This window comes from Glutamicibacter sp. NPDC087831 (genome assembly GCF_044742845.1).
In the GTDB taxonomy this organism is placed as follows: Bacteria; Actinomycetota; Actinomycetes; order Actinomycetales; family Micrococcaceae; genus Glutamicibacter.
This window is the reverse complement of sequence record NZ_JBIUVH010000004.1, coordinates 98085-120566: the sequence shown is the minus strand read 5'-3', so window position 1 is coordinate 120566 and position 22482 is coordinate 98085. Positions and strand designations below refer to the sequence as shown.

General features: G+C 62.6%; 18 protein-coding genes and 2 riboswitches. Of the genes, 3 read left to right on the top strand and 15 right to left on the bottom strand.

The window, feature by feature from the left end; genetic code table 11:
• Positions 1–21 precede the first annotated feature (21 nt).
• From ACIOJF_RS13540 to ACIOJF_RS13480, 13 genes are all read right to left on the bottom strand, one after another.
• Positions 22–909, bottom strand: coding sequence for an ABC transporter permease (locus ACIOJF_RS13540; protein WP_402741735.1), 888 nt, complete (start codon positions 907–909; stop codon positions 22–24).
• Positions 910–923: 14 nt separating this feature from the next.
• Positions 924–1880, bottom strand: a complete 957-nt coding sequence (locus tag ACIOJF_RS13535; RefSeq protein WP_402735258.1) for an ABC transporter permease — start codon at positions 1878–1880, stop codon at positions 924–926.
• 11 nt (positions 1881–1891) lie between these two features.
• The gene (locus tag ACIOJF_RS13530) at positions 1892–3523 is read right to left on the bottom strand and encodes an ABC transporter substrate-binding protein (RefSeq protein WP_402735257.1); all 1632 of its coding nucleotides are present in this window, start codon (positions 3521–3523) and stop codon (positions 1892–1894) included.
• A gap of 124 nt (positions 3524–3647) precedes the next feature.
• Positions 3648–3739, bottom strand: a riboswitch (SAM riboswitch).
• 293 nt (positions 3740–4032) lie between these two features.
• Positions 4033–4944, bottom strand: a complete 912-nt coding sequence (locus ACIOJF_RS13525) for a MetQ/NlpA family ABC transporter substrate-binding protein (RefSeq protein WP_134781180.1) — start codon at positions 4942–4944, stop codon at positions 4033–4035.
• 29 nt (positions 4945–4973) lie between these two features.
• Positions 4974–5669, bottom strand: a complete 696-nt coding sequence (locus tag ACIOJF_RS13520) for a methionine ABC transporter permease (protein ID WP_134781181.1) — start codon at positions 5667–5669, stop codon at positions 4974–4976.
• Positions 5666–6685: a methionine ABC transporter ATP-binding protein gene (locus ACIOJF_RS13515; protein WP_402735256.1), complete on the bottom strand. Its 1020-nt coding sequence runs from the start codon at positions 6683–6685 to the stop codon at positions 5666–5668. Before ACIOJF_RS13515 ends, ACIOJF_RS13520 begins: the two co-directional genes overlap by 4 nt.
• A gap of 118 nt (positions 6686–6803) precedes the next feature.
• Positions 6804–6894: riboswitch (SAM riboswitch) on the bottom strand.
• 297 nt (positions 6895–7191) lie between these two features.
• Entirely contained in the window at positions 7192–8235 is a 1044-nt protein-coding gene (locus ACIOJF_RS13510) for a WxL protein peptidoglycan domain-containing protein (RefSeq protein WP_402735255.1), read from the bottom strand.
• A gap of 37 nt (positions 8236–8272) precedes the next feature.
• Positions 8273–9676 carry a hypothetical protein gene (locus tag ACIOJF_RS13505; RefSeq protein ID WP_402735254.1) on the bottom strand — a complete coding sequence of 468 codons (1404 nt, stop codon included), beginning with the start codon at positions 9674–9676 and terminating at the stop codon, positions 8273–8275.
• A gap of 111 nt (positions 9677–9787) precedes the next feature.
• Positions 9788–11104 carry a hypothetical protein gene (locus ACIOJF_RS13500; RefSeq protein WP_402741734.1) on the bottom strand — a complete coding sequence of 439 codons (1317 nt, stop codon included), beginning with the start codon at positions 11102–11104 and terminating at the stop codon, positions 9788–9790.
• Positions 11101–12486: a hypothetical protein gene (locus ACIOJF_RS13495; protein ID WP_402735252.1), complete on the bottom strand. Its 1386-nt coding sequence runs from the start codon at positions 12484–12486 to the stop codon at positions 11101–11103. The genes ACIOJF_RS13500 and ACIOJF_RS13495 overlap by 4 nt, the downstream gene beginning before the upstream one ends.
• Positions 12483–13301, bottom strand: coding sequence for a heme ABC transporter ATP-binding protein (locus ACIOJF_RS13490; RefSeq protein WP_402741733.1), 819 nt, complete (start codon positions 13299–13301; stop codon positions 12483–12485). Before ACIOJF_RS13490 ends, ACIOJF_RS13495 begins: the two co-directional genes overlap by 4 nt.
• Positions 13298–14437, bottom strand: coding sequence for an iron ABC transporter permease (locus ACIOJF_RS13485; RefSeq protein WP_134781187.1), 1140 nt, complete (start codon positions 14435–14437; stop codon positions 13298–13300). The genes ACIOJF_RS13490 and ACIOJF_RS13485 overlap by 4 nt, the downstream gene beginning before the upstream one ends.
• On the bottom strand, positions 14434–15540 hold the full coding sequence (locus ACIOJF_RS13480; protein WP_402741732.1) for a hemin ABC transporter substrate-binding protein: 1107 nt from the start codon (positions 15538–15540) through the stop codon (positions 14434–14436). Before ACIOJF_RS13480 ends, ACIOJF_RS13485 begins: the two co-directional genes overlap by 4 nt.
• Before the next feature lie 378 nt (positions 15541–15918).
• On the opposite strand from ACIOJF_RS13480, the gene ACIOJF_RS13475 reads away from it, so the two are divergent.
• The 3 genes from ACIOJF_RS13475 to ggt all read left to right on the top strand — a co-directional run bounded on the left by ACIOJF_RS13475 (position 15919) and on the right by ggt (position 19600).
• Positions 15919–16587: a heme oxygenase (biliverdin-producing) gene (locus ACIOJF_RS13475; protein WP_402741731.1), complete on the top strand. Its 669-nt coding sequence runs from the start codon at positions 15919–15921 to the stop codon at positions 16585–16587.
• 109 nt (positions 16588–16696) lie between these two features.
• The gene (locus ACIOJF_RS13470; protein WP_402741730.1) at positions 16697–17560 is read left to right on the top strand and encodes an SDR family oxidoreductase; all 864 of its coding nucleotides are present in this window, start codon (positions 16697–16699) and stop codon (positions 17558–17560) included.
• Between the two features lie 216 nt (positions 17561–17776).
• The gene (gene ggt, locus ACIOJF_RS13465) at positions 17777–19600 is read left to right on the top strand and encodes a gamma-glutamyltransferase (protein WP_402741729.1); all 1824 of its coding nucleotides are present in this window, start codon (positions 17777–17779) and stop codon (positions 19598–19600) included.
• Positions 19601–19684: 84 nt separating this feature from the next.
• Here ggt and ACIOJF_RS13460 read toward each other — a convergent pair whose 3' ends face one another.
• Both ACIOJF_RS13460 and ACIOJF_RS13455 read right to left on the bottom strand, forming a co-directional pair.
• Complete coding sequence (locus tag ACIOJF_RS13460; protein ID WP_402741728.1) at positions 19685–21088, bottom strand: LLM class flavin-dependent oxidoreductase; 1404 nt, start codon at positions 21086–21088, stop codon at positions 19685–19687.
• Between the two features lie 57 nt (positions 21089–21145).
• Complete coding sequence (locus ACIOJF_RS13455) at positions 21146–22477, bottom strand: acyl-CoA dehydrogenase family protein (RefSeq protein WP_105657956.1); 1332 nt, start codon at positions 22475–22477, stop codon at positions 21146–21148.
• Positions 22478–22482 lie beyond the last annotated feature (5 nt).

Below are 22482 nucleotides of genomic sequence, written 5' to 3'. Positions count from 1 at the left end.
TCCGTTCATCGAAGAGTAGAGCTAGAAGCGGAATGCCTTGTTGATGGCACGTCCCAGTACGGCTGTCAGCATGACCGCCGACACGATAACCAATCCCGGCAATGTCGTCAGCCACCAAGCCACCGAAAGGTACTGGCGGCCTTCGGAAATCAGCAGTCCCCATTCAGGGGTTGGCGGTGGCGACCCGAAGCCGAGGAACCCTAAACCGGAGATCGCAAGAATTGCGGCACCCAGATCCACAGCTAGCAAGGACAGCACCGGACCGACGATGTGCGGGATGATGTGCCTACGCAGCACCGTGAAGTACTTCCCGCCACTCATTAACGCTGCTTGCACGAAATCGCGAGAGCGGACCCTCAGCACCTCTGTGCGTACGAGGCGCGCGAAGGCCGCGATCGAGGCGATGCCTACACCCAGGCCCAAGGACAGCGGTCCAGGTTCAGTTGCGGTGACCAGAATCAGCGCAATGAGGAAGGCCGGAACTGCTAGGACAATATCGACAAAGCGCATTGCCACGGTATCTGCGAACCGTCCAGCAGTGCCCGCCAGCAGACCGAGGATCGAGCCCACAACGCTTCCAACCAAGCACGCCAGGCCCGCGGTCAGCAGCGTCTGGCGCGTACCGTAGACAACTCGGCTGTAGATGTCACGCCCCAGATGGTCGGTTCCGAACAGGTGTTCCGCAGATGGCGCTAGCAGCTTGTCAGCCGGCACACCAGTAATCGGGTTCTGGCCCGTGAAAAGCGATGGAAGAAAAGCCCACGCCACAAACACGGACAGCGGAACGAGAACCCACCAGGCAGCCAGCCAGCGTACGGCTGGATTTCCTTTATTGGTTGCAGGCTTGGTTGAAGCTAGCGGCTGGTCATCACTGGCCACCGATCCAACATGTTCGGTTATGAGACTCATTGGTCCTACTTTCCTTACGCAACAAGCGAGCGGGTTGCCCCGCTTGTTGATGTGACGATGCGTGGATCGAGTTGCGGGTGGATGAGATCAACGAGCAAGTTGACTGCGGTGAAGACGATGGCGGTCAGCAGCACCAGTCCCTGGACCAGTGGAATGTCCTGCGCCGTGACTGACTGCAAGATCAGCTGGCCTAATCCCGCGCGGGAAAACACGGTCTCGGTGATGACGGAACCAGCGAGCAAGGCGCCAATGGTGATACCGGCAATGGATAGCCCGGCCGGGGCCGCGTTCTTCAAGGTGTGCCGGTAGAAGATCCATGCTTCGCTTGCGCCTTTGGCGCGCAGAACTTCAATAAACGGTTGCCTATTCACTTCCTGCACGCTCTTGATCAGGACCTGGGCAATCGGAGCACTCAGATGCACGGCCAGCACGAAGATTGGTACCGCCAACGACATGAACGATCCATCCGGGAACAGCGACATCACGCCGAGCTGCACGGCCAACAGCTGCAAGAGCAGCAGCCCCAACCAGAAAACAGGTATCGAAACCATCAAAGGTGGCAGGTTCAGCAGCGCCTTGCGCAACGTCCCGCTTCTGGCCAGGCTCGCAGCCGACGCGATGGCCAGGGCGAATACCACCGAAAGAACGAATGCACTACCAGCCAGAATCAAGGTGGATCCAGCGACTTCCCCGATGCGCGTTGCCACTTCCGAACCATTGGATAGCGAATATCCAAGATCCCCGCGAAGCAGCCCGAGCAACTGCGAGAAGTACTGCACGAAGAGCGGCTGGTCGTATCCGTAGTACGCCTTCATCTGGGCAATGGTGGCTGGATCCGCCGCCGAGTCAGTGCTCAGGAAGATCGTGACCGGGTCATTCGGCAAGGATTGCACGGCAATGAAAACCGCTGTGTAGGCAAGCCAGATGACCAGAAGCGCCTGCCCCAGTCGTTTTACGATGTAAGTGCCCATGGATTTGGCTCCTAGCCTTCGCTCTTCCAAGCACCTTGGAAGATTGGCGCGGTACCGGAAGTGAACTCGACGTTCGCCGAGCTATGGGCGCCATAGACCTGGACTTCGTCCCAAAGAACCAGCGTCAGCGCCTTGTCCAGCACCAGGGCACGCTGTTCCTCTTCGACCAGCTTCAGGTGTTCCTCATCGGTAGTCGCCGACTGCTCTTTGGTGAAAAGCTTGTTCAGTTCAGGATCAGCGCGAAGGGTCTGGTTGTTGTTCGCGGGTGCATACACCGGGCCCAGTCCGCCGTACGCAAACTGGCGAGTTCCGAAGAACTCCACCTTGTCGTCAACAAGTGCGTTGGTCAGGAAAGTATTGTCTGCCGCACGGTTGATCAGCTGGACGCCGATCTCGCGCCATTGCTGTTCAATCAGTTCGAAAGCGGGCTTGATGACCACGGAGTTATTCGAGGTGGAAATCGTGACTTCCAGTTTCTTCCCGTCCTTCTCCCGAATGCCATCTACGCCCGGCTTCCATCCGGCGTCGTCCAATAACTGCTTGGCCTTGTCCGGGCTATAGGCCAATTCGGCAGACAGGTCTACAAACCCTGGTGCCTTGTGGTTGAGGATCGATCCCGAGATGACATAGCTATCCGAGAGAACGGTGTCTTTGATGGCCTGGCGGTCGATTGCAACCTGCAGTGCCTGGCGGACTTTGACGTCTTCCAGCTTTCCCGAGCCAATGCGCACAGCTGCGTGGTTGGTGGTCAGGTCCACCCCTTCGGCCGCGTAAACCTTGCCTCCGCTGGAGGCCAGCACCTGTTCGTCTACCGGCTGCAATCCTCGGACGAGATCCACCTGCCCGGACTGGGCGGCGCCGGCACGGCTAGCGACCTCTGGAAGGTACTTGATAACCAAGGTATCCAGGTAGGCATCACCCTGGTTTGGGGCAGTTTCTGGCGCCCAGGCGTAGTCATCTCGGCTGCTGAACACGACTTCTTCATCAGGCTTTTCCGATTCGAAGACGAATGGGCCGGAACCAACAATTTTGGAGATGGAAGACTGCGCGGCATTGTCCAGTTCAAGGGTCTTCGGGGACACCAAACCAGCAGTTACGGAGGAAGTCGACCTAAGGAAATTGGCATCTGGCCGCTTGAGCGTGACCTTGACCTTGTTGTCCCCTACGACCTCTGCCGACTTATAGGCAGCAAAGTCAACGTTTGGCGCAATCTGGGCAGACTTGATTCCCTTTCCAAGGGCATCCAGGTTCAGCTTCACAGCCTCAGCATCCAGCGTGGAGCCGTCTGAGAAAGTGACACCGTCGCGAATGGTGAAGGTAAACTCCGTCTGGTCTTCATTGGCTTCGAATTCGCTGGCGATCCAGCCAACCAGTTTGCCGGCTTCCACATCGTAGTAGGTCAGGCGATCAAGCACTGAGTTCAGAACATTCGCTTTCTCATAGAAGCGTGCTGCCTGAGTCTGCCAATTGTTGATAGGGGTAACTTCAGCGAAGGTGAAGGTGCCACCTTCAACCGGAGTCCCTGGATCGGCTGCTGCTTGCGCTGCGCCCGTCTTAGTGGCGTTGCCTCCGCAAGCGGTGAGCGACAAGCCCAGAACGGCAAGAATCGCAGTGGTCTTCAGTCCAAAATGTGCTGTACGCATGATTTCAAATGTCCTCTCGGTTGGTGACCCGAGGATTACGCCTAGATTCGCTGCACGTTCTGCCATGATTTGTGGGAATACTCTTGGCGAGTTTCTCCCGGCAGACCGTCATGAAAATTAGCAATCTCCATCGGTCCTGGCCTTAGCACCGCTCCCGTTCACGGGTGGTTGCTGCGACTTCAACGAGCCAGGTCTCTCGGTCGCTCTGGATGGGGTGTCCGGCTGTACCGGCCGAACAATTCAAGTCTGCAACCCGTGAATTCAGCAGACAAGCGTTACGTAAGACAGCGGTCATGAAGTCACACAACGCATCCTGAAATGCCCGATGTTCGTCATATTGGGCGTAATGCTCCGTCACAAGTCCAAGGGTTAATCATCTTGACGGGAAATCCTTGACGCTGCCAGCCTCGGCGGAGATAATGTGCCATCTGGAGCGCGAAGAGGCCCGGCACCTGTCGGTGCCGGGCCGCTTCGCGCACGCCGATCAGTGCAGCGCAATGGCAGTTCCGTCAGGAACCGGAGACCGGGGTGAGCACTCCCTGGACCAGCGGATCCTCGGTCGTGGCCAGGTACTCCTGCAGCCGCGGATCGGAGAAGGCTTCCACAAGCTTCTGCGCATCGGCGCTCTTGGCGTACTCCGCGCCCATGATCAGGCGGGAGGCGAAGGTCTTGGGCGGCTCGGGGAACAAGATCCCCTGTTCGCGGTCGACCTTGCCGGCGTCGAATTGGGAGACGTAGCCGATGGCCGCGCCAACATCGTCGAGCATGCGCGGCATCGCCAGCAGGTCGGCTTCCTTCAGCTCGAAGCCCCGGGGGTTATCGATGACATCGGAGATCTTCGCGGTGCGCGGTTCGATGTCAGGGTCCAGGCCGAGCAGGCCCTCGCGTTGCAGCAGCCACAGCGCCTGGCCCTGGTTGGCCACATCATTGGGCAGCAGCAGCGAGGCGCCACGCGGGATGTCCTCGACCGAGTCGTAATGGTTCGAATAGAGCCCGAAACCCCACTGGAAGAGCTCCACCGTGGGTTCCAGCTCAACCCCGGCGGCCTCCGCGGACTGCTCCATGTACCACTGGTGCTCGAAAATCGTGGCATCGAATTGGCCGCTGGCCACCGCCTGGTTGGCCTGGATCGGATCCTGAAGCCCGACCTTCTCGATTTCGATGCCGTAGTCCGGGGCGATCTCCTGCGCCACGAAATCCAGGATCTTCTCCTCGCCGGCCATGGCCGGTTCGAAGTGCACGGTGAACTTCGTCTGGCTTCCGGCGGCCGAAGCAGCGGCAGGGGCGGAGCGCTGCTGGCCCAGCAGCACACCGAGGATGAGGGCGGCCACGGCCGCGAGGGCGGCGATGGTCCAGGGAAGGGCATTGCGGTTCTTGCGCAGCGTGAAGCCGTGGTCGTGCCCGGCGTGCGGTGTAGTCATGGTCTCGCTCGTTCGTTCGTCGATGGTATTCAGGGACGCGCCAGGGCGCGGGCGATGCGGTCGCCGAGGAATTGGACAATTTGCACGGTCAGGATCAGCACCACGATGGTCGCCAGCATGACGTTCATGTCGAAGCGCTGGTAGCCGTAGGTCACAGCGAGATAGCCGATGCCGCCGGCCCCGATGGTTCCGGCGATGGCCGAGTACTCGATCATCGAGATGGTGTTCAGCGTGATAGCCGAGGCCAGGGCCGGCAGCGCCTCGCGGATCTGGGTGGTGCCGATGATTTGCGCGGTCGAACCGCCGGTCACCAGCCCTACGGCCAGGTTGTGCCTGGGCAGGTCGTTCAGCGCGTTCTGCACCAGCCGGGCGAAGAACGGGATGCCGGCAATGGTCATGGGCACGGCGGCCGCCGCAATGCCGATGGTGGTGCCGGTGACCCATTTGGTGAAGGGGATGATCGCTGCCATCAGCACCAAGAACGGCAAGGAGCGTCCCATGTTGGCGATCCAGCTGAGCACCGCATGCAGGCGCGCCCGAGGGAAGAGCCCCTGCCGATCGGTGTTGTACAGCGCGATGCCCATCAGTCCTCCGAGGCTGATGACCAGGGCCATGACGATTCCGACCATGGCCCACGTCTGGCCGTAGGCCGGCAGCATCAACTCGGGCAATTGCTGCCACGGAGTGTCGGTGCCCACCGCTGCGCTTTCAAAGGGGATTCTCATGCGTTGGCCTCCACCAGTTCGTGGTTGTTGCGGGCAAGGCTGCTTGGGTCGGTTTGCAGGCCCCACCCGTCCAGCAACCGGATCAGGTACTCAGGGGCTGCGCCCCGCACGCCCAAGCGCACGCGGCCCAAGGTCCCCTCATGGTGCGCCTCGACGGCGCCGCCCAACAGGGCCACCGCGATCCCGTGTTCGATGCCCAGACGCGAGATCCAGCCGGGATCGACCCGGTCTTTGCGGTAGGCCACCGTCACTGCGTAGTCGAAGCCTGCCGGCAGGTCCTCGGCCCGCAGCGGCAGCAGCTTCGCCCCGGTCTCCGAACCCGGGGATGCCACCAGCTCATGCAGGGCTCCGTGCTCGGCAATGCGTCCACCGGCGAGCTGGGCGACCTCGTCAGCCACATGCCGCACCACATCCATCTCATGGGTGATCAGGATGATGGACAGTCCCAGGTCGCTGCGCAACGAATCCAGCAGCCCCAGCACCTGGTGGGTGGATTCGGGGTCCAGGCCCGAGGTGGCTTCGTCGGAGAGCAGCAGCCGCGGGCGCAGGGCCAGGGCCCGGGCGATGCCGACGCGCTGCCGTTGCCCGCCGGAAAGTTGCCCGGGATAGGCGTTCGCTTTTTCCAGCAGCCCTACCCGGTCCAGCAGCTGGGCCACCCGTTGCTGCATTTCATGGTGAACCACCCCGAGGTTCCGCAGCGGAAGGGCCACGTTCTCGGCGACGCTCAGCCGGCTCAGCAGGGCCGAGTTCTGGAAGATCGTGCCGATGGCGCGGCGTTCGGAGCGCAGGGCCTTGCCCGACAGCGCGCCGAGGTCCTTGCCGTCGACGAGGATCTGCCCGCTGCTGGGCTTCTCCAGCAGCGAGATGCAGTGGGACAAGGTCGATTTCCCGGCCCCGGAAGGGCCGACCACGGCCGTGATCGAGCCTTCGGGCACCGACAGGTCGATCCCCTTGAGCACCTCGATGCGCCCCTGCGCGGTGTCGTAGTGCTTATGCAGGTCCTTGATCTCGATCATGCTGCATGCTCCTGGGCGATGCGCTCCATAATTCTCCTTGGCTGTTGCACCGTGAGGCACTGCCCGGGGCCGAAGTTGCGCCGGCTCGCGGCTTGGCGTGGCCCGGTGGCAGCCACTGCTCCATCGGTCCTGGCGGTAGCACCGTCCCGCGATTCGGGTGGTTGCTGCGACGTCAACGAGCCAGGTCTCTCGGTCGCTCTGGATGGGTGGCGTTCAATATCTTGAACAACTTCAGTGTCGAGCACGGAATAATTTGTGACCAAGCGTGAAGTCAGCAAAACGTCATGAAACCCCGTGACGTGTTTCCGTGTCCTTGATTCGCGTCATTTTCCACGTCATATAGCATCTTGTGACTATTTACGACTGCAATTACGGCAAAACATTGACTTGGATGCCGTCCTTGCGATCGATTGCCGAGCTTTAAATTGCTAAGTCCGCGGCCAATGGCCACGGACTGCGCACATATGATTTGGGAGCGACGACGAACCCGTTCAGCATTAGTCGGACTAGTTGCTTTCCACCGCAACAGGTTCTTCCAGCTCGTCGTCGGCTTCCCAACGCCGGGACCGCCGGACTCCCAAGAGAATTGATGCCGCAATAACTGCGACCAGAAGCAGGATCCATCCGGCTGGGATGGACCAGAAAGTTGTCGAAGCTGTGCTGAACCCGGCCGGCAATGAGTCGATGTCTTCGGCGTTCACTCTAACTTCGACCTGCTGCCATAGCAGCGGCCAGAGTCCCGGCAGCTGCTGTTCGATTGCCACAATGGACCCGGGTAGCAGTTCATCGAGCTGGTATTCGGACGATGTGGATCCCCAGCCGAAGGGGCCAGATGCAGTGATCGTGTAGCTGCCCCGGGCCCGCAGATTCCCTTCGTTGGCCACGGTTGCGCCCACGATGGCATCAACCGGTTCGAACGGGTTCCACGCGATGGGCGCCTGGGCGCTGGCTGCCGACACGTTCAGCTTGACTGCTCCCTCGCCACCGACTCGGACAGCCAGCTGCGTGGCCAGTCGGCGGTCGACCACCACGGTTCCAGCCGAGGTATCGATATAGGACGAAACCATGCCACCCAGATAGTCCCCCGGCGCGGCGTCCGTTGGAATTTCGACAGTGAATTCGACCGAGGTTTTCTCCCCCGGTCCCAAGGCTACTTCAGCTTGGTCTACCTCGATCCACGCGCCCACGGTAGTAGCCAGGTCGGTTCGCTCGGAGAGTTCCAGCGACCCGTTGCTGGTGGTCGCACCGTCTGCGGGATAGACGGCCAGTGAAATTTCTTCGGTCCCGTAGTTGGTGATCTCGAAGGAATCCCGGGCCTGTTCCCCGGGCTCGAGATCGTAGGCGAAACTCGACCGGGTTTCTGTGCCGCCCGGGTTGGTGCCCCACGACAAGTCATCGCCATGAGCAGCCGGCGCCGTAAGGGCAGTGGCGATGGCTACCGCGAGCACACTGATCGTTGCACGGTGTCGCAAGTTCTTGCGGGTGGCGTATTGCTGGAACATCTTTTCCTCGGGAATGTGGTCGGCAGAAATGGTGGCGGCACGCACCACGGGGAACGCTGTGCGTGCCGCCGGTGAAGCTGGAACTCTACTTCTGGATGGCGGTGATCGTCAGAGTCGAGCTGTAGTTGCCGGCAGCGGCTTCAGCCGGTGCCAGCAGCTGGATGCCGGTGTTCAAAACGGCTTCGGATGCGCCCGTTGCCGAGGCCAGCGGAGCGGTAGCTGACAGGCCATTGCCGGTCGCCGGCGCCACGGCCGCACCCAGGCTGACAACGCCCGTGGTTCCCGCGCCGGCCGGAGTCCAGCCCAGAGCCTTGGCGCCGAAGGCGTTGGATCCGTCGGTGAAGTCTGTGGCCTTGCCATCCAGGCTCCAGCCTCCGGAAACTTCGCGGCCGTCATTTACGGTGATGGTCGGCAGGGTGCCGTTGGCAGTAAAACCTGCGGCATTCTGGGTGGCAGCCCCGAGGTTGGCAGTCGAGTCGGCGATGCTCCATTTGAAGACGCCCGGTTCGCTTGGTTCGGTCTCCTTCTCCGGAACGGTGACGTCCACCTCGACGTCCTTGGAATCGGAGTCCTCGGGTGCTTCCGGCTCGCTTGGCAGTTCTGCGTCGACGATGTCCCAATCGACACTCAGCGGGGTGGCGACTTTGCGTGCGTCGGCGCTGCCACCCGATGAGTACCAGTAGGACTGAGTGCCGGTTTTGCCTTGGAATTCAACGAAATCCGCGGGGAAGGAACCCCAATTGGCGCCTTCCTTGACCTGGCTCAGGCCGGCTGGCGCCTCTACTTCCTTGTATTCCGGGCTGACGCTGAATCCGTCGGCATCAACGGTGACGCCCTTCAGGTTCGCCAGGGTAATGGTCTGCGGTGCGATGGGAACCCAGGTACTGGCATCGTTCATGTCTGCCTGGTAGCCCGATCCGGTGGCCTTCAGGGTGGCAGATCCGTCGGCTTTGACGTTCAGCACTGGATCCGTGGCGGTCCAGTAGGTCAGTCCGCTGTAGAACACGGAGGTGAACGACCCTTCCCACGAAATCGTGGCTTCGCCAGTCACCGGGTCGACATTGCCGGAACCTTGGCTCAGTACTACCTTGTTGTTGCTGACGTTGGTGGTACCGATGGGCGAAACTGCGCTACCCGAACCGGTCTGGCACTTGGTGTCCCAGGTCGGGGCAATGCTGGTTGAATTCGGCCCGTCTTTGAGGATGCTGACGTTTCCTTCAACAGCCTTGTAGAAACCGTCCTCCTGGGTCCAGGCGCGGGACGAACCGGAGTTGCCGGCCTTGCCCGCCGACAGGAAGTTGCAGGCGCCGGGCTGGAATGCACCGGCTCCCGATTCCAAGTTCAAGCCCCAAGTCAAGGTGACGCCATTGACTGCTTGCTCTGCGGCTTGGGCGGGTGCGGCCACTGCCGCCATGGTGATAGCTGCCGACGCTGCAGCGGCTAGTGCTAGCGGCTTGCGAATCTTGGACATGCCGTTCTGTGAGGACATTTCCCCTCCGAGTGATTTGTAGAATGGTGCCCGGACCCTGGCGGGCCTGGTGCGTGGGTATCGATGAAGCTCCGTGGGTTCAATCCCACGAGCATGTGTTGTTTCCGGCCCCTACTTTTTCGACGAGAAGGGCCAGACCAGCCATCCGCGGCGGAATCCAATCCATGCCGCGGAAGACAGCGCCAGCAAGCCTGCCAGGGACCACAGCAGAGGCTGCCGGTAGTCCTTGGCCCGCTCGATGGCCTCCGGGATCAGCGACTTCCCCAGCCAGTTGATGGCACTGGCCGTGTGGTTCGACGCTTGAAGCACCGTGGTGCCCAGCCCGGGTAGTTCTGCCAGCGGGGCTTGGAGTGCCGCCGCTGCTTGTTGCAGGATGTTCGTCGTCGTGGTGTCCGACAGCGAACTTCCCCCGCCCAACGTGGTGTCGTTGGAATCCTCTGTGCTCCCGGCGGTTTCGTCTTGCGCCTCGGGAGTGCTTTCCGTGCCGGCTTCCGGTTTCTCCAGCACCAGGTTCTGCGGCGTGTAGCTGATGTACACGTCGCTGGCGACTTTCGCCGCATCGCGCTTGCCGCCGGTGGAGAACCAATATCCGGCCTGACCGGTCTTGGCGTTGAAATCGATCCAGCTTTCAGGGAAGGAACCCCACCAGTCGCCGGTGCGCGACTGCGCGGCATCGGCCGTGCCATTCGTGGCCACCGACTTGTACGCTGGCGTGGTGATGATCCCCTTCTTGTCCAGGACCACCTGGGGAAGGTCTGCCATGGTGATGCTGGTGTCGGCGAGCTTGGTCCATTTGGAGGTGTCGTTCATGTCCGACCCGAAGCCGCTGGCCGTGGCGGTCAATTTGCCCTGGCCGTTGGACACGCTGAGCACCGGGTCCGAAAGCGACCAGTAGGTCATGCCGCCGTACATCGCCAGCGTGAAGGAGCCCTTCCAGGAGATCCGTGCGGTGCCTTTGGCGGTGTCGACGCTTCCCTTGCCCTTCTCGATGACCACTTGGGCGCCGGTGCCGGACTCGTCGTAGCCGGTGCCGACCTCGCGCCCCGAGGCATCCTGGCATTTGGTGTCCCAGGAATCGAGCGCCCATTCGCCTCCGGCATCGGGCGCTTCGATGCGCGAGTTGCCGTCCTTGGACTTGTAGAACCCGTCGGATTCAGCCCAGGTCCGGCTCGTCCCGGCATCCCCGGCGATCCCGGCAGACAGGAAATTGCAGCCGCCGAAGAACGAACCGGAGGTCATCTCGGTGTTGACTCCCCAGCGGAACTGGGCATCGGTCACCTCGAAGGTGCCAGCGTCCGGGATGACTACCTGGACATCGATCTGTTCTTCGCCGCTGCCGTGGCCAGCGTGGGCCGCCACCGGTGCGAACAGCGAGCCCAGCAGCAAGGGTGTTGCCATGACGGCGGCCAGCCGGCGTCGCACGCTCATACGTGTTCCTTGTGAGGGGATTCTTCCAGCCGGTCCAGTGCTGTGGTCTCGGGATCTGCGTGCTGCGCCGCGGCGGGAGCCTTGATTGCCCGCGAAGGCTTAACGCGCCGCTTGCGGGTTGCCGGGCGCTGGGCTGGCGCGGCAGTTGCCGACGTGGCCTTCTTCCGTTGCCCCTTGCGGGTCAAGGTCGTGATCAGCGAACTGAGCACCAGCAGGAGCAGCACCGCGGCGGTGGCGATGACTGCGATCATGGCCCAGCGCATCCCTTCCTGGTTTCCTTTATCGGCCACGGGCAGCAACGCGGAATCAGCCATCACGCTGAATTCAGCCTCGACGCTGTTGCCTGAACCGGCGCCGGTGAGCTTGAGCTTGTGCGTGCCTGCGGTCATGTCGGAAGGAACCTGCACGGCACCTGCGATTTCGCCGAACTGGCCCGCCGTGATCGGCCCGGCGGCCGTCAGCCCGGAGGACAGGGTGGCCACGACCTGCTCGCCGGCGGCGAATCCCCGGCCGGTGAATCCCAACGATCGGCCGGCGATGACGGTCTGCTGTTCCAGGCCCAAGGCCGGTTCGCCGGCGGCGACGGCCGTCAGCGGCTCTCCGGCACCAGTTTCCTGCGCTTCCTTGGACGTCCCTGGGGCTTGGGATCCTGCTGCGCCGCTGCCCTGGCCTTCAGCGCCGGGGTTCTGCGTGGCGGTTCCTTCCGGGGTCCTGGTGGTTGGCACAGAATTCTGCGTGGAATTCTCCCGCGCGGCACCGTTCTGCGTACCACTGTTCTGCGCGGCAAAGGCGGAAGCCGCGAAGGAAATCGGCTGGAATGATTCATTGCGGCCATTGGACACCCCGTGGGCGCCGAAGGTGATGATGCCGCACTGCACCTCTCGGCAGTCGACAGTTGTGCTGCCGCCGGATGCGCTGGCGGCGGTGAAGGTCGGTCCGGGGATCACCATGGACAACTTGAAGGTGCCATTGGCGGAGAGCACCCCGCCGTTGGCGCTGTCTGCGGTGCTGGATCCGGGGAAGGCGACGAAGCGCTGGTAGCCCTTGTTGTTCTTGGACTGGGAGTCGGCCACGTAGAAGAAATCCTTGTCTGCCTTGCCTCCCTTGCTCGGCTGCCAGGCAGAGCTGGCCACATAGCCGAAGACCACGTAGATGCCGCCGAATCCCTTGTCGATGGACTGGAACCCCGACCCGCTGACGCTGAGCGTGGTGGGACCGCTGGCCGAAGCCTTATTGGTCCCCGCGGAGGAGGTGACGCTCAGCCGCGCTGCAGAGTCCGCAGGCGTGGCCACGGTGCCCCCAAAGCCCTGCGTCAGCACCAGAACGGTGGCCAGCAGGGCAATGAACAGCCCGCGGGTGCGCGGTGCCTGCATGCTCGTCATATCAGTTCCTTTTCACGAATGGAGATTGGCTGCAGGTGCGGGCGCAGCGGGGTGATGATCAGGGCTCCGTTCTCCGGGTGCCGCATCACGCTCAGCGGATAGCGGTAGACCCGTTGCAGGTTCTCGGCGGTCAGCACCTCGTCGGGTGCGCCGGCCGCCGCGACGCGGCCGTCCTGCAGCAATACGATGCGGTCCGCGTAAGCCGCGGCAAGGGACAGGTCGTGCAGCACCACCACGGCGGTGGCACCGTCCCGGGCGCGCTGGCGGACCATGGTCATCAGCTGTTCCTGGTACCGGATGTCCATTGGCGCGGTCGGCTCGTCGAGCATGATGATCCGGGTTTCCTGGGCCATGACACGAGCGAAGGCGATGCGTGCCTTCTCCCCGCCGGACAGCGTCTGCACGGTGCGGCTGGCCAGGGCCTGCGACTCGGTGCAGCGCAGCGCGGCGGCCAGCACCTGGTCGTCGCGGTGTTCCTGCTCCGTCCCCACCCAGGGAGCGCGGCCCATCCGGACCACTTCTTCTCCGGTGAAGGCGAAGGACACCCGGGACTCTTGAGTCTGTACAGCGCGCACGCGGGATAATTGGCGCACTGACCACGATTCCAGCGGCTTTCCGGCCACCATAATCTGGCCGGATTCCAGGGGTTCATCACCGCTCAGGGCCGCGAGCAGGGTGGACTTTCCTGCGCCGTTGGGGCCGACCAACGCCACAACTTCCCCGGTGAACAGCTCGAGGTCGATCTCCTTGAGAATCGGTGCTCCACCCAGCTGCACCTGGGCTCCGCGCACCTGGATCACAGGGGTCGCGCTCATGACCAGCCCCCTGCCCCGCGGCGGGTGCGGCGAATCAGCCAGAAGAAGAACGGCCCGCCAACCAGCGCGGTCAGCATGCCGATGGGCAGGTCAGCGTTGGCGACCAGCGTTCGGGCGGCGGTGTCTGCAGCAAGCATCAGCAGGGCGCCGCCGAGGGCCGAGGCCGGAAGCAGCAGGCGGTGTCCCGGGCCCAGCGCCATGCGCAGGATGTGCGGGACCACAAGCCCCACGAAACCGATAATGCCGGCGAAGGCCACGGCAGCAGAGGTCAGGAACGCGACGATCACGATGATCCGGCGGCGCAAGGATTCCACGTTCACGCCTAGGTGTCGGGCTGGCCGTTCACCCAGCGCCAGCAGGTCGAGCTTGCGGGCCATGGTATATGCCAACAGGATGCCGGCCAGCGCAATCGGCCCTGCAATCGCGACGTTGATCCACAATGTCCCGTTCAGCGAGCCGAGCTGCCAGAAGACGATTTCCTCGCGGGCAGATGAATCGCCAACAAAGGTCATCAGCGCGATAACCGCTCCGGCGATGGCGTTGATCGCCACTCCTGTCAGCACCAGCGTGACCACCTCGGTGCGTCCTGCGTGCCGCGCGGTCAGGTAGACCAAGCAGGTCGCGATCAGCCCGCCGAGGAATGCCGCCACCACCGTGGTCCACTGTCCGAAGAATGTCAGCCCCAACGCAATGGAGGTGCAGGCGAACGCCGCGGCTCCGGCTGAGACTCCGACGACGCTGGGTTCAGCCAGCGGGTTGCCGAAGACTCCCTGCATGATCACGCCTGCCGACGCCAACGCGGCGCCGACCACGATGGCCATCAGCACCCGCGGGAAGCGGATCGCCCACAACGCGGACTCCGCATGCTGGTGGGCCGGCAGCTCGCCCCAGTCGAGCCCGAGGCGATGGAAGATGCTGGCCAGGATTTCAGGCACAGAGATCTGCATCTGCCCTACGCCGGCGCTGGCCAGCGTGGCAATGGCCACCGCGGCGGCCAGGGCTACGAGCACAATGGCATTGCGCACTGAGCGGCCTGGGCTCTGCCTCGCGGCCGGCAGCTGGGTGTCCGGAGACTTGGCGGCCGAAGGCGCGTTCTCCTCTAGTCGCAGCGGCCGGGTTATCTGCTCCAAGCTCATGGGGCGACCGCCATTTGCGGCGCGTAGATAGCTACCGACAAGGCTTCCAGCACGGCCGCGGAATTGGGGCCGAAACTGAGCAGTTCCGCGTCGGCCATGTCCACGATTCGCCGGTTCTGTCCCGCAGGAGTATGGGCCAGCGCCGGAACGGTGTCTGCGATGCCGTCAATCCCGCCGAGGGATTCAAGCCCGCCGGTCATCATGATGACCAGATCCGGAGCCGCTTCCACCATGGCTTCGTCGGTCATCGGGCGCATGCCTTTCCACCCGATCTCGGTGGCCACATCGATGCCGCCCAGAGAGGTGATCAGCGAATCTGCACCGGATTCCTTGCCGAAAATGTAGTAGATCCCCGATTGCCCGCGGGCGTAGAGCAGCAGCATGCGCAGGCGCCGGTCCCCCGGGGGTGCGATCCCGGCGATCTGCTCGGTGATCTTCGCCATTTCCGCCGAGGTTCTTTCGGCGAGTTCCTCGCCCTGTGCAGGTACGCCGAGCGCTTGCGCAACGGTGTTGATCATCTCGGCGGTAGTTTCGAGACTACGCGTGGAATCGAGTGTCACGACGGGGATTCCGGCCTGGCGAACCTGCTCGATCACGTCCCAAGGGCCCAGTGATGAGTCAGTGATGATGACCGTGGGGGCGAGTTGCAAGATCGCCTCGGCGTTCAGTTCGTGCCCGTTCTGCGTCACCAGCGGAAGGCCGGCGGCTTCCTCGAAAGTTGTCGAGGTGTCACGTCCCACCACGTTCTCTCCCAAGCCCAGGTCGAAGACGATTCGCGAGGTCGTTCCGTAGAGATCCAGCGGCAGGATCCGCGAAATGTCGGTGACCGTGACTTCGTTGCCCTGCGCGTCGGTGACGGTTGCCGGCAGCGCCGCTTGCGGGTTCTTCGCTACGGGATTGACCCCGGCTTCGGCCAGAACCGCGGTCGACGGCCCCTCATGGGACTTGGGGTTTTCCATGACCTGGACCTCGGACAGCGCTTTGCCATCGCCGCTGGCTTCACCTCCGGCAGCAGCCGAACTGCAGGAAGACAGGGCCATGGCGACGGCAAGGAGCAGTGCCCCTAAGCGGATCGGCGCACGAGTGAATAGATTGCGAAGCACGGGAATCCTAGATGCGAGTGTGAGTTGCGCTTTAGGTAAAGGTTACCTAACTACTGGATCCTAGCTTAACGAATCCATCTGTTGGCAAATTTTCTCGATCGCGAACTCAATTCAGAAATCTTTTTAGGGCACTGCTTCATAACTTTATTCACTACCGGAAGTTTCAATTCCACTTATCGGCAATTTATATCAACCCTTGTCAATCAATAATTAATTTCACTTTTAATCTGAAAGCGTGACTCTCGAAACATTTCTCAACTCACAGCTTCACAAGAATTTTTTCAGCTTCTTCTTCGAGGACACTCGTCAGGGCATCAATTAATTAGGTTAGCCTTAAGAAAATCTCGCAACTACTATCCACCAAGGACCATGGGGAACATGACCATCACCGACACCTCGCAGTTTTCAGCCCAGCTTCGCAGCGTGACCCAAGAAGACCACCACGCAGCCGAATCCAGTGACTTCATTACGACGCTCATGGGCGGGGAGCGCTCGGCACGCGACTACACCCTGCTGATTTCCCAGTACCACTACATCTACGAAGCGCTGGAAGAGGAAGTCCGGGCGCTTGCCTCGCATCCGGCGCTCACCGATATCTTCGATCTGCACCTTGAGCGCGGCGCGCAGATCATTAAGGACCTGGAGGTCCTGTTGCCGATGCACGACTTGGAGGAGAGTCCCGCCGCACTGCCTGCTACGGAGGACTACGTTGCCGCTCTGCGGGCAGCGGCAGCGGACCCCGCGCGGCTCGTCGCCCACCACTACCTGCGCTATTTGGGTGACCTCTCCGGCGGCCTGGCGATTGGCAAGCTGGTCTCGCGCCACTACTCCATCCCTGACGAAGCATTGAACATGTGGAAATTCGACGCCATCGAGAAGCCGAAGCTCTACAAGGATGCCTACCGCGAAAAACTTGATACTTTCGGGGCCAACCCGTCGCATGCCGAAGCGGTGCTGGATGAAGCGAAGCGCGGGTTCCAGTGGAACAAGGCGATCTTCGAGGATCTCCTGCGCGCGACGTCCCGCAAGGTACCGGCAGCTTCGTAACTGACCCCGACGCAGCGTAATACGCTACTGCCCGGCCTAGTTTGCCGAGCACGGGAATGCATTGGGCTGGAGCGTCGTTGGCAACGGTAGACGCCAACGAAGGAATTTCATGAAAATAGCAATTACCGGTGCCACCGGACAGCTCGGGAACCTTGTCATCGACGCGTTGCTGGAGCGCGGGGCCGATCCCGCGCAGCTGGTGGCCATCGGCCGTTCGGAGGAGAAGCTGGCCCCGTTGGATGGCAAGGGCTTGGAAACCCGGGTTGCCGATTACAACGTCCAGCCAGAGCTGGTTTCCGCACTCGAAGGCGTGGACAAGCTGCTGCTGATCTCGTCCAGCGAAGTAGGCCAGCGCGTGGCCCAGCATGAGAACGTCATCAACGCCGCCAAGCAGGTGGACGTCTCGCTAATCGCCTACACGTCCATCGCCAACGCGATGACCGGCGGCATGGAGCTCGCCGAAGAGCACATCGCCACCGAGCGGTTGCTGGCCGGATCCGGCATCGGCTACGTGCTGCTGCGCAACGGCTGGTACATCGAGAACTACACCGACCAGCTGATGGGCTACCTCAACAGCGGCGTGATCCTCGGAGCGGCGGGCGAGGGCAAAATCAGCGCCGCGGCCCGTGCCGATTTTGCTGAGGCCGCCGCGGCGGTGCTGCTCGCCGATGAAGAGCAGAACGGCAAGATCTACGAGTTGGGCAGCGACAAGCCATTCACCCTCGCCCAGCTCGCTGGCGCTGTCGGCGCCGCCGCTGGCCAGGACGTCGCCTACCAGGATATGGATCCCGAGCAGCTGGAAAGGATCTACGCTGATGCTGGCGTGCCAGGACCTTTCGCGCACCTCCTCGTCGATACCGACGTACGCATTCGCGAAGGAGCACTGGAGGTCAATACAGGCGATCTGGCCACGCTGATCGGCCGCGCTCCAGCATCCTTGGGCAAGGTCATCAAGGACAATCTGGCCAAGTAGCCCCTTCGCATCGAGGGCCCAGCGGGCCGGTATCCGCGGCGGTCATTGCCGCGATGCCGGCCCTGCCGCTCTTAAACGTCATGTCCGCGAATATTCGCGCGACAAGGGATAAATTAGCGCCCAAACGGATTGTGCCGCGTGTCACAACCATGCAGGCAGTGCCCGCTCCCGTAAATTTGCGCATACTTCATCCCCACCTGAAGAGGAGATCAAAGTATGCCACGAGCACGATTGAGATCAGTTGCCTGCGCGGCAGCCATCGCCTTGGGCTTAGGAGCCTTCTCGGCCCTCCCGGCGAGCGCGGATCCGCGCCATACCGAAAAGGTTCCGACTGCCATCGGCACCGGAGGCGCAGTGTCTTCGGTCGACCCGGAGGCCACCGCCGCCGGCATTGAAATCCTGCGCAAGGGTGGCAACGCCGTGGATGCGGCCGTGGCCACCGCGGCGGCACTGGGCGTCACCGAACCCTACAGCGCGGGCATTGGCGGTGGCGGATACTTCCTCTACTACGATGCGACGTCGGGCAAGGTCAGCACCATCGACGGGCGCGAAACCGCCCCGGCGGCCATGGCCCATGACGCATTCATCGATCCGGAAACCGGCGAGCAGTACAACTTCACCCCGGAGCTGGTCACCAGCGGAGTGGCAGTAGGCGTGCCTGGAACCCTGGCAACGTGGCAGCGTGCCCTGGATAACTGGGGTTCGCAGAACCTGAAAAAGGTCCTGCAGCCGGCAACCAAGATCGCTTCGCGCGGTTTTGTCATTGATGAAACGTTCCGCGAGCAGACCTTGGATAACAAGGAACGATTCGCCGCGTTCCCGGCCACCAGCGAATTGTTCTTGCCCGGCGGAGATGCTCCTGAGGTCGGGACCATCTTCCGGAATCCGGATCTCGCGCACACCTACCGGATGCTGGCCAAGCAAGGCCTTGATGGATTCTATGAGGGAGAGCTGGCTGCCGAGATCGCCCACACGGTGCAGGCACCGCCCAAGAGCACTGGCACCGACCTCCCGGTTCCCGCAGGCCAGCTGTCCACCGCGGACCTGGCCGGCTACGACGTGGTGGAACAGGAACCGACCCAGGTGGATTACCGGGGCTACGATGTCTTCGGCATGGCACCTTCTTCCAGCGGCGGGACGACCATCGGCGAATCGCTGAACATCCTGGGGCAGTTCGATGTGGCGGCCATGGATGAGGCCGATGCCCTGCACCATTATTTCGAGGCAACGGCGCTCGCCTATGCTGATCGCGGCAAGTTCGTCGGAGACCCGGCGTTCGCCGACGTTCCGACCCGGACCCTGACAGACAAGCTGTTCGGCGCAGATCGCGCGTGCGCCATCGACCCGGATCAAGCCGCGGCCAAGCCGGTCGCTCCAGGTGATATCGAAAACTATGATGGCCGCTGCCCTGCTGCCACCAGCGAACCGGTTGAAGAGCAGGACACGGAGAACATCTCCACCACCCATCTGTCGGTGGTGGACCGCTGGGGCAACGTCGTTTCCTACACGTTGACCATCGAGCAGACCGGCGGCTCGGGCATGGTGGTTCCCGGCCGCGGCTTCTTGCTGAATAACGAACTGACTGATTTCTCCACGGTCTACGATCCGCAGGATCCCAACCGCATCGGACCTGGCAAGCGCCCGCGCTCCTCGATGGCGCCAACCATTGTCCTGCAGGACGGCGAACCGGTGCTGGCCATCGGCTCCCCCGGCGGTTCCACCATCATCACCACGGTGCTGCAGACCCTGGTGAACCGCATCGATTTGGGCATGAGCATCAGCGAGGCCATTGCCGCACCACGGGCTTCGCAGCGCAATACGGCCACGGTCACGGCGGAACCTGAGTTCATCGATGCCTACGGCCCGGCGCTTGAGGCCTTCGGCCACAAACTCACGCCAGCTGGCGATTCCTTCACCCCGCAAGCGGAAATCGGCGCCGTTGAAGCGGTGGAAATCGCTGCCGACGGCACGCTCACCGCGGCAGCCGAGCCGAGCAGGCGCGGCGGCGGTTCAGCCATGGTGCTGAAGCCAAGCAAGTAGGCGCGCAGCGAAAACGGCGGCCTGCGGCAACATTCTTTCGAAGTTGCCGCAGGCCGCCGCCTATTGCGCCAGCGGGCCGGATGCTCAGGCTTGGGTGGCCATCCGGTTGGCGATCTTGTACTGGGCTGCGCGATGGGTGTCCTTCACCCGGTCGCCGGCGCCGAACAGCTTGTTGCGCAGCGTGCCCTCGGTGTACTCGGTCTTGTAGACCCCGCGGGCCTGCAGCTCGGGAACCACGTACTCGACAACGTCCTCGAAGGTGCCCGGAGTGACAGCATAGGCGAGGTTGAAGCCATCAACATCGGTGTAGTCCACCCAGTCGATGAGCTTCTCGGCTACCTCGGCACCCGAACCGACGGAGACCGGGCCGAATCCGCCCACGCCGATCCATTCGGCCAGCTGGCGGATGGTCCACGGCTTGCCGGTATCGCCGCTGGCCTTCTTGAAGGTTTCCACCGAGGACTGGATGGCGTTGGACTTCACGTCGTCGCCGATGACATCGTCGGGGCCGTAGACGGACATGTCGATGCCGGTCCAGCCGGACAGCAGTGCCAGCGACCCCTCGATATCCACGTAGGAGCTGTAGTCCTGGAACTTCGCCTGGGCCAGTTCGGTGGTTTCGGCGGTAATGATGGTCTGCATGGCGAAGACCTTGATGTCGTAGCGGCCACGCCCGGCGGCCTCGGCAGCGTCACGGATCTTGCTGACCGCTTCCTTCAGCAGGTCGCGGGTGGGGCAATTGACGAAGATCGCTTCGGCGTTCGACGCGGCGAACTCGGTGCCGCGCTTGGAGGCGCCGGCCTGGTAGATCACCGGGGTGCGCTGGGTGGACGGCTCGGTGATGGCGATGCCCGGAACCTTGAAGTACTTGCCTTCGTGCTCGATCGGGTGCACCTTGGCCGGGTCGGTGTAGACGCCGGTGGCCTTGTCATTCTGCACCGCGTCGTCTTCCCACGAGCCTTCGAGCAGCTTGTAGACCACCTCGAGGTACTCATCGGCGTGGTTGTAGCGCTCGTCGTGCTCCATCTGGTCTTCCTGGCCCATATTGCGGGCGGCCGAGGGAAGGTAGCCGGTGACGACATTCCAACCCACGCGGCCGTTGGTCAGGTGGTCCAGGGTGGCCAAGCGGCGGGCGAAAGCGTAAGGGTGCTCATAGGCGGTGCCCGCGGTGACGCCGAAGCCGAGGTTCTCGGTCACGGCGGCCATGGCGGAAACCAGCATCATCGGGTCGTTGACCGGTGCCTGGGCGCCGGAGCCCAGCGGGGTGACGTTGGTGCCCTTGTACACGTCGTAGGTGCCCAGCACGTCGGCGAGGAACAGTCCGTCGAACTTTCCCTTTTCCAGCACTTTGGCCAGGTGCGTCCAGTAGCCCAGGGTGTTGTAGGTCGAGGCCTTGTCCTGCGGATGGCGCCACAGGCCCGGCGACTGGTGCACCACGCAGTTCATGTCGAATGCGTTGAATAGGATCTCGCGCTTGTTCTCGCTCATGGCTTTGCCCCCATAGGTCGGTAATCGTGGAAAGTTGCTGGTTTGCGTCGCAGGCCCTCAAGCCCGCTGGGTTGAATCTTCGCCGGTGACGGACAGCCGCTGCGGCTGGACCCCGTTGATCTCGTAGTCCCCGACGATGCGCGCCTTGTAGATCGCCGGGTTATGCGTGGCGATGGTGCGCGCATTGCGCCAGTGCCGGTCCAGGTTGCAGCCGCTTCTGGTGGACGAGGCTCCCAGTCCGTCGAAGAGCTTGCTGGTCACGCCGATGGCCAGTGGCTGCACCACGGTTTGCGCGCGGTTGGCGGCCAGCTCGCATACTGCGTAGCGTTCTTCGTCGTTCAGTCCCGGGTCGCCCAAGGCGGCTTCAACTTCGAGTACCGCGCCGATCACCACGGAGTCGGCAGCGAAGGACTCCGCGGAAACTTCGCCCACCAGCTGGAGGACCTGGGGTTCCTGGTATACCGGCACCCCGGTTCCGGTGGTGAAGATGCGGGTGCGCGCCTGCACCGCGCTACGCAGGTCGTTCAGCGCGGCGCGGGCGATGCCGGCCTGCACGGCCATGAGCACCAGCTGGAAGATCGCCGCTTCGGAGTCATTGGTCTGCTGCGGCATGAAGCAATCCACCGGGACCTGGTGGAATTCGGTGGTGCCGGTTCCGGTGAGGCCCTGGCCGAACCCATCCCAGTCGTCGAGGATCTTGACGCCGCTGCGCTGGGTGGAGACCACGGCGATCTGGCGGCCGGCGAGCTCCGGGTGGGCCACGGCAACGGTGGTCCAGTCGGCAAAAATGGTGCCGGTGCAGTAGTACTTTTCACCGTCGATCACCCAGCGCCCGTCCACGGTGCTGGCCTTGGTGTTCAAGGTGCCCAGGGCGTTGCCACCGCGTTCGGTGTAGGCGTTGCCGATAATCTGCCCGGCAGCGATGCGAGCGACCCACTTCTTGCGCAGCTCTTCGTCCTCCAGCGCCAAGACGTTCTCGACGAATGCGACATGTGCACGCCACAGCTGGCCTACGTGGGAGTCCGCCTCGGACAGCTCGATGAGCAAGCGGAAGACATCCACCAGCCGTGCGCCGTAGCCCCCGTCGGCAACGGAAAGGCGCAACGCACCGAACCGCTCGCGATTCAGCAGGCCTACCTGCTCGAAAGGAAGCACGCGGTTCAAGTCGCGGTCCTTGGCGGTTGCGGCGATCTGCGCAAAAACGGGACGGAAGATTTCGGCCAGCCGGTCGTATTGCTCATCCGCACTTGGTCCGGGGGTGATTTTCAGCAATTGCCTAGTCGGCAGCTGTTCTTCAAACTTGTCCAGGTCCATTGCGGTGGCCTGCGAAGGGTCACTGAGCTGGTTGAAGTCCAGTCCGAGGGCATTGTGCGATTCACCAATAGGCATCAGGG

Coding starts and splice junctions, on each gene's coding strand:
- ACIOJF_RS13540 (WP_402741735.1), bottom strand. CDS start 909: ATGAGTCTCATAACCGAACATGTTGGATCGGTGGCCAGTGATGACCAG.
- ACIOJF_RS13535 (WP_402735258.1), bottom strand. CDS start 1,880: ATGGGCACTTACATCGTAAAACGACTGGGGCAGGCGCTTCTGGTCATC.
- ACIOJF_RS13530 (WP_402735257.1), bottom strand. CDS start 3,523: ATGCGTACAGCACATTTTGGACTGAAGACCACTGCGATTCTTGCCGTT.
- ACIOJF_RS13525 (WP_134781180.1), bottom strand. CDS start 4,944: ATGACTACACCGCACGCCGGGCACGACCACGGCTTCACGCTGCGCAAG.
- ACIOJF_RS13520 (WP_134781181.1), bottom strand. CDS start 5,669: ATGAGAATCCCCTTTGAAAGCGCAGCGGTGGGCACCGACACTCCGTGG.
- ACIOJF_RS13515 (WP_402735256.1), bottom strand. CDS start 6,685: ATGATCGAGATCAAGGACCTGCATAAGCACTACGACACCGCGCAGGGG.
- ACIOJF_RS13505 (WP_402735254.1), bottom strand. CDS start 9,676: ATGTCCTCACAGAACGGCATGTCCAAGATTCGCAAGCCGCTAGCACTA.
- ACIOJF_RS13500 (WP_402741734.1), bottom strand. CDS start 11,104: ATGAGCGTGCGACGCCGGCTGGCCGCCGTCATGGCAACACCCTTGCTG.
- ACIOJF_RS13495 (WP_402735252.1), bottom strand. CDS start 12,486: ATGACGAGCATGCAGGCACCGCGCACCCGCGGGCTGTTCATTGCCCTG.
- ACIOJF_RS13490 (WP_402741733.1), bottom strand. CDS start 13,301: ATGAGCGCGACCCCTGTGATCCAGGTGCGCGGAGCCCAGGTGCAGCTG.
- ACIOJF_RS13485 (WP_134781187.1), bottom strand. CDS start 14,437: ATGAGCTTGGAGCAGATAACCCGGCCGCTGCGACTAGAGGAGAACGCG.
- ACIOJF_RS13475 (WP_402741731.1), top strand. CDS start 15,919: ATGACCATCACCGACACCTCGCAGTTTTCAGCCCAGCTTCGCAGCGTG.
- ACIOJF_RS13470 (WP_402741730.1), top strand. CDS start 16,697: ATGAAAATAGCAATTACCGGTGCCACCGGACAGCTCGGGAACCTTGTC.
- ggt (WP_402741729.1), top strand. CDS start 17,777: ATGCCACGAGCACGATTGAGATCAGTTGCCTGCGCGGCAGCCATCGCC.
- ACIOJF_RS13460 (WP_402741728.1), bottom strand. CDS start 21,088: ATGAGCGAGAACAAGCGCGAGATCCTATTCAACGCATTCGACATGAAC.
- ACIOJF_RS13455 (WP_105657956.1), bottom strand. CDS start 22,477: ATGCCTATTGGTGAATCGCACAATGCCCTCGGACTGGACTTCAACCAG.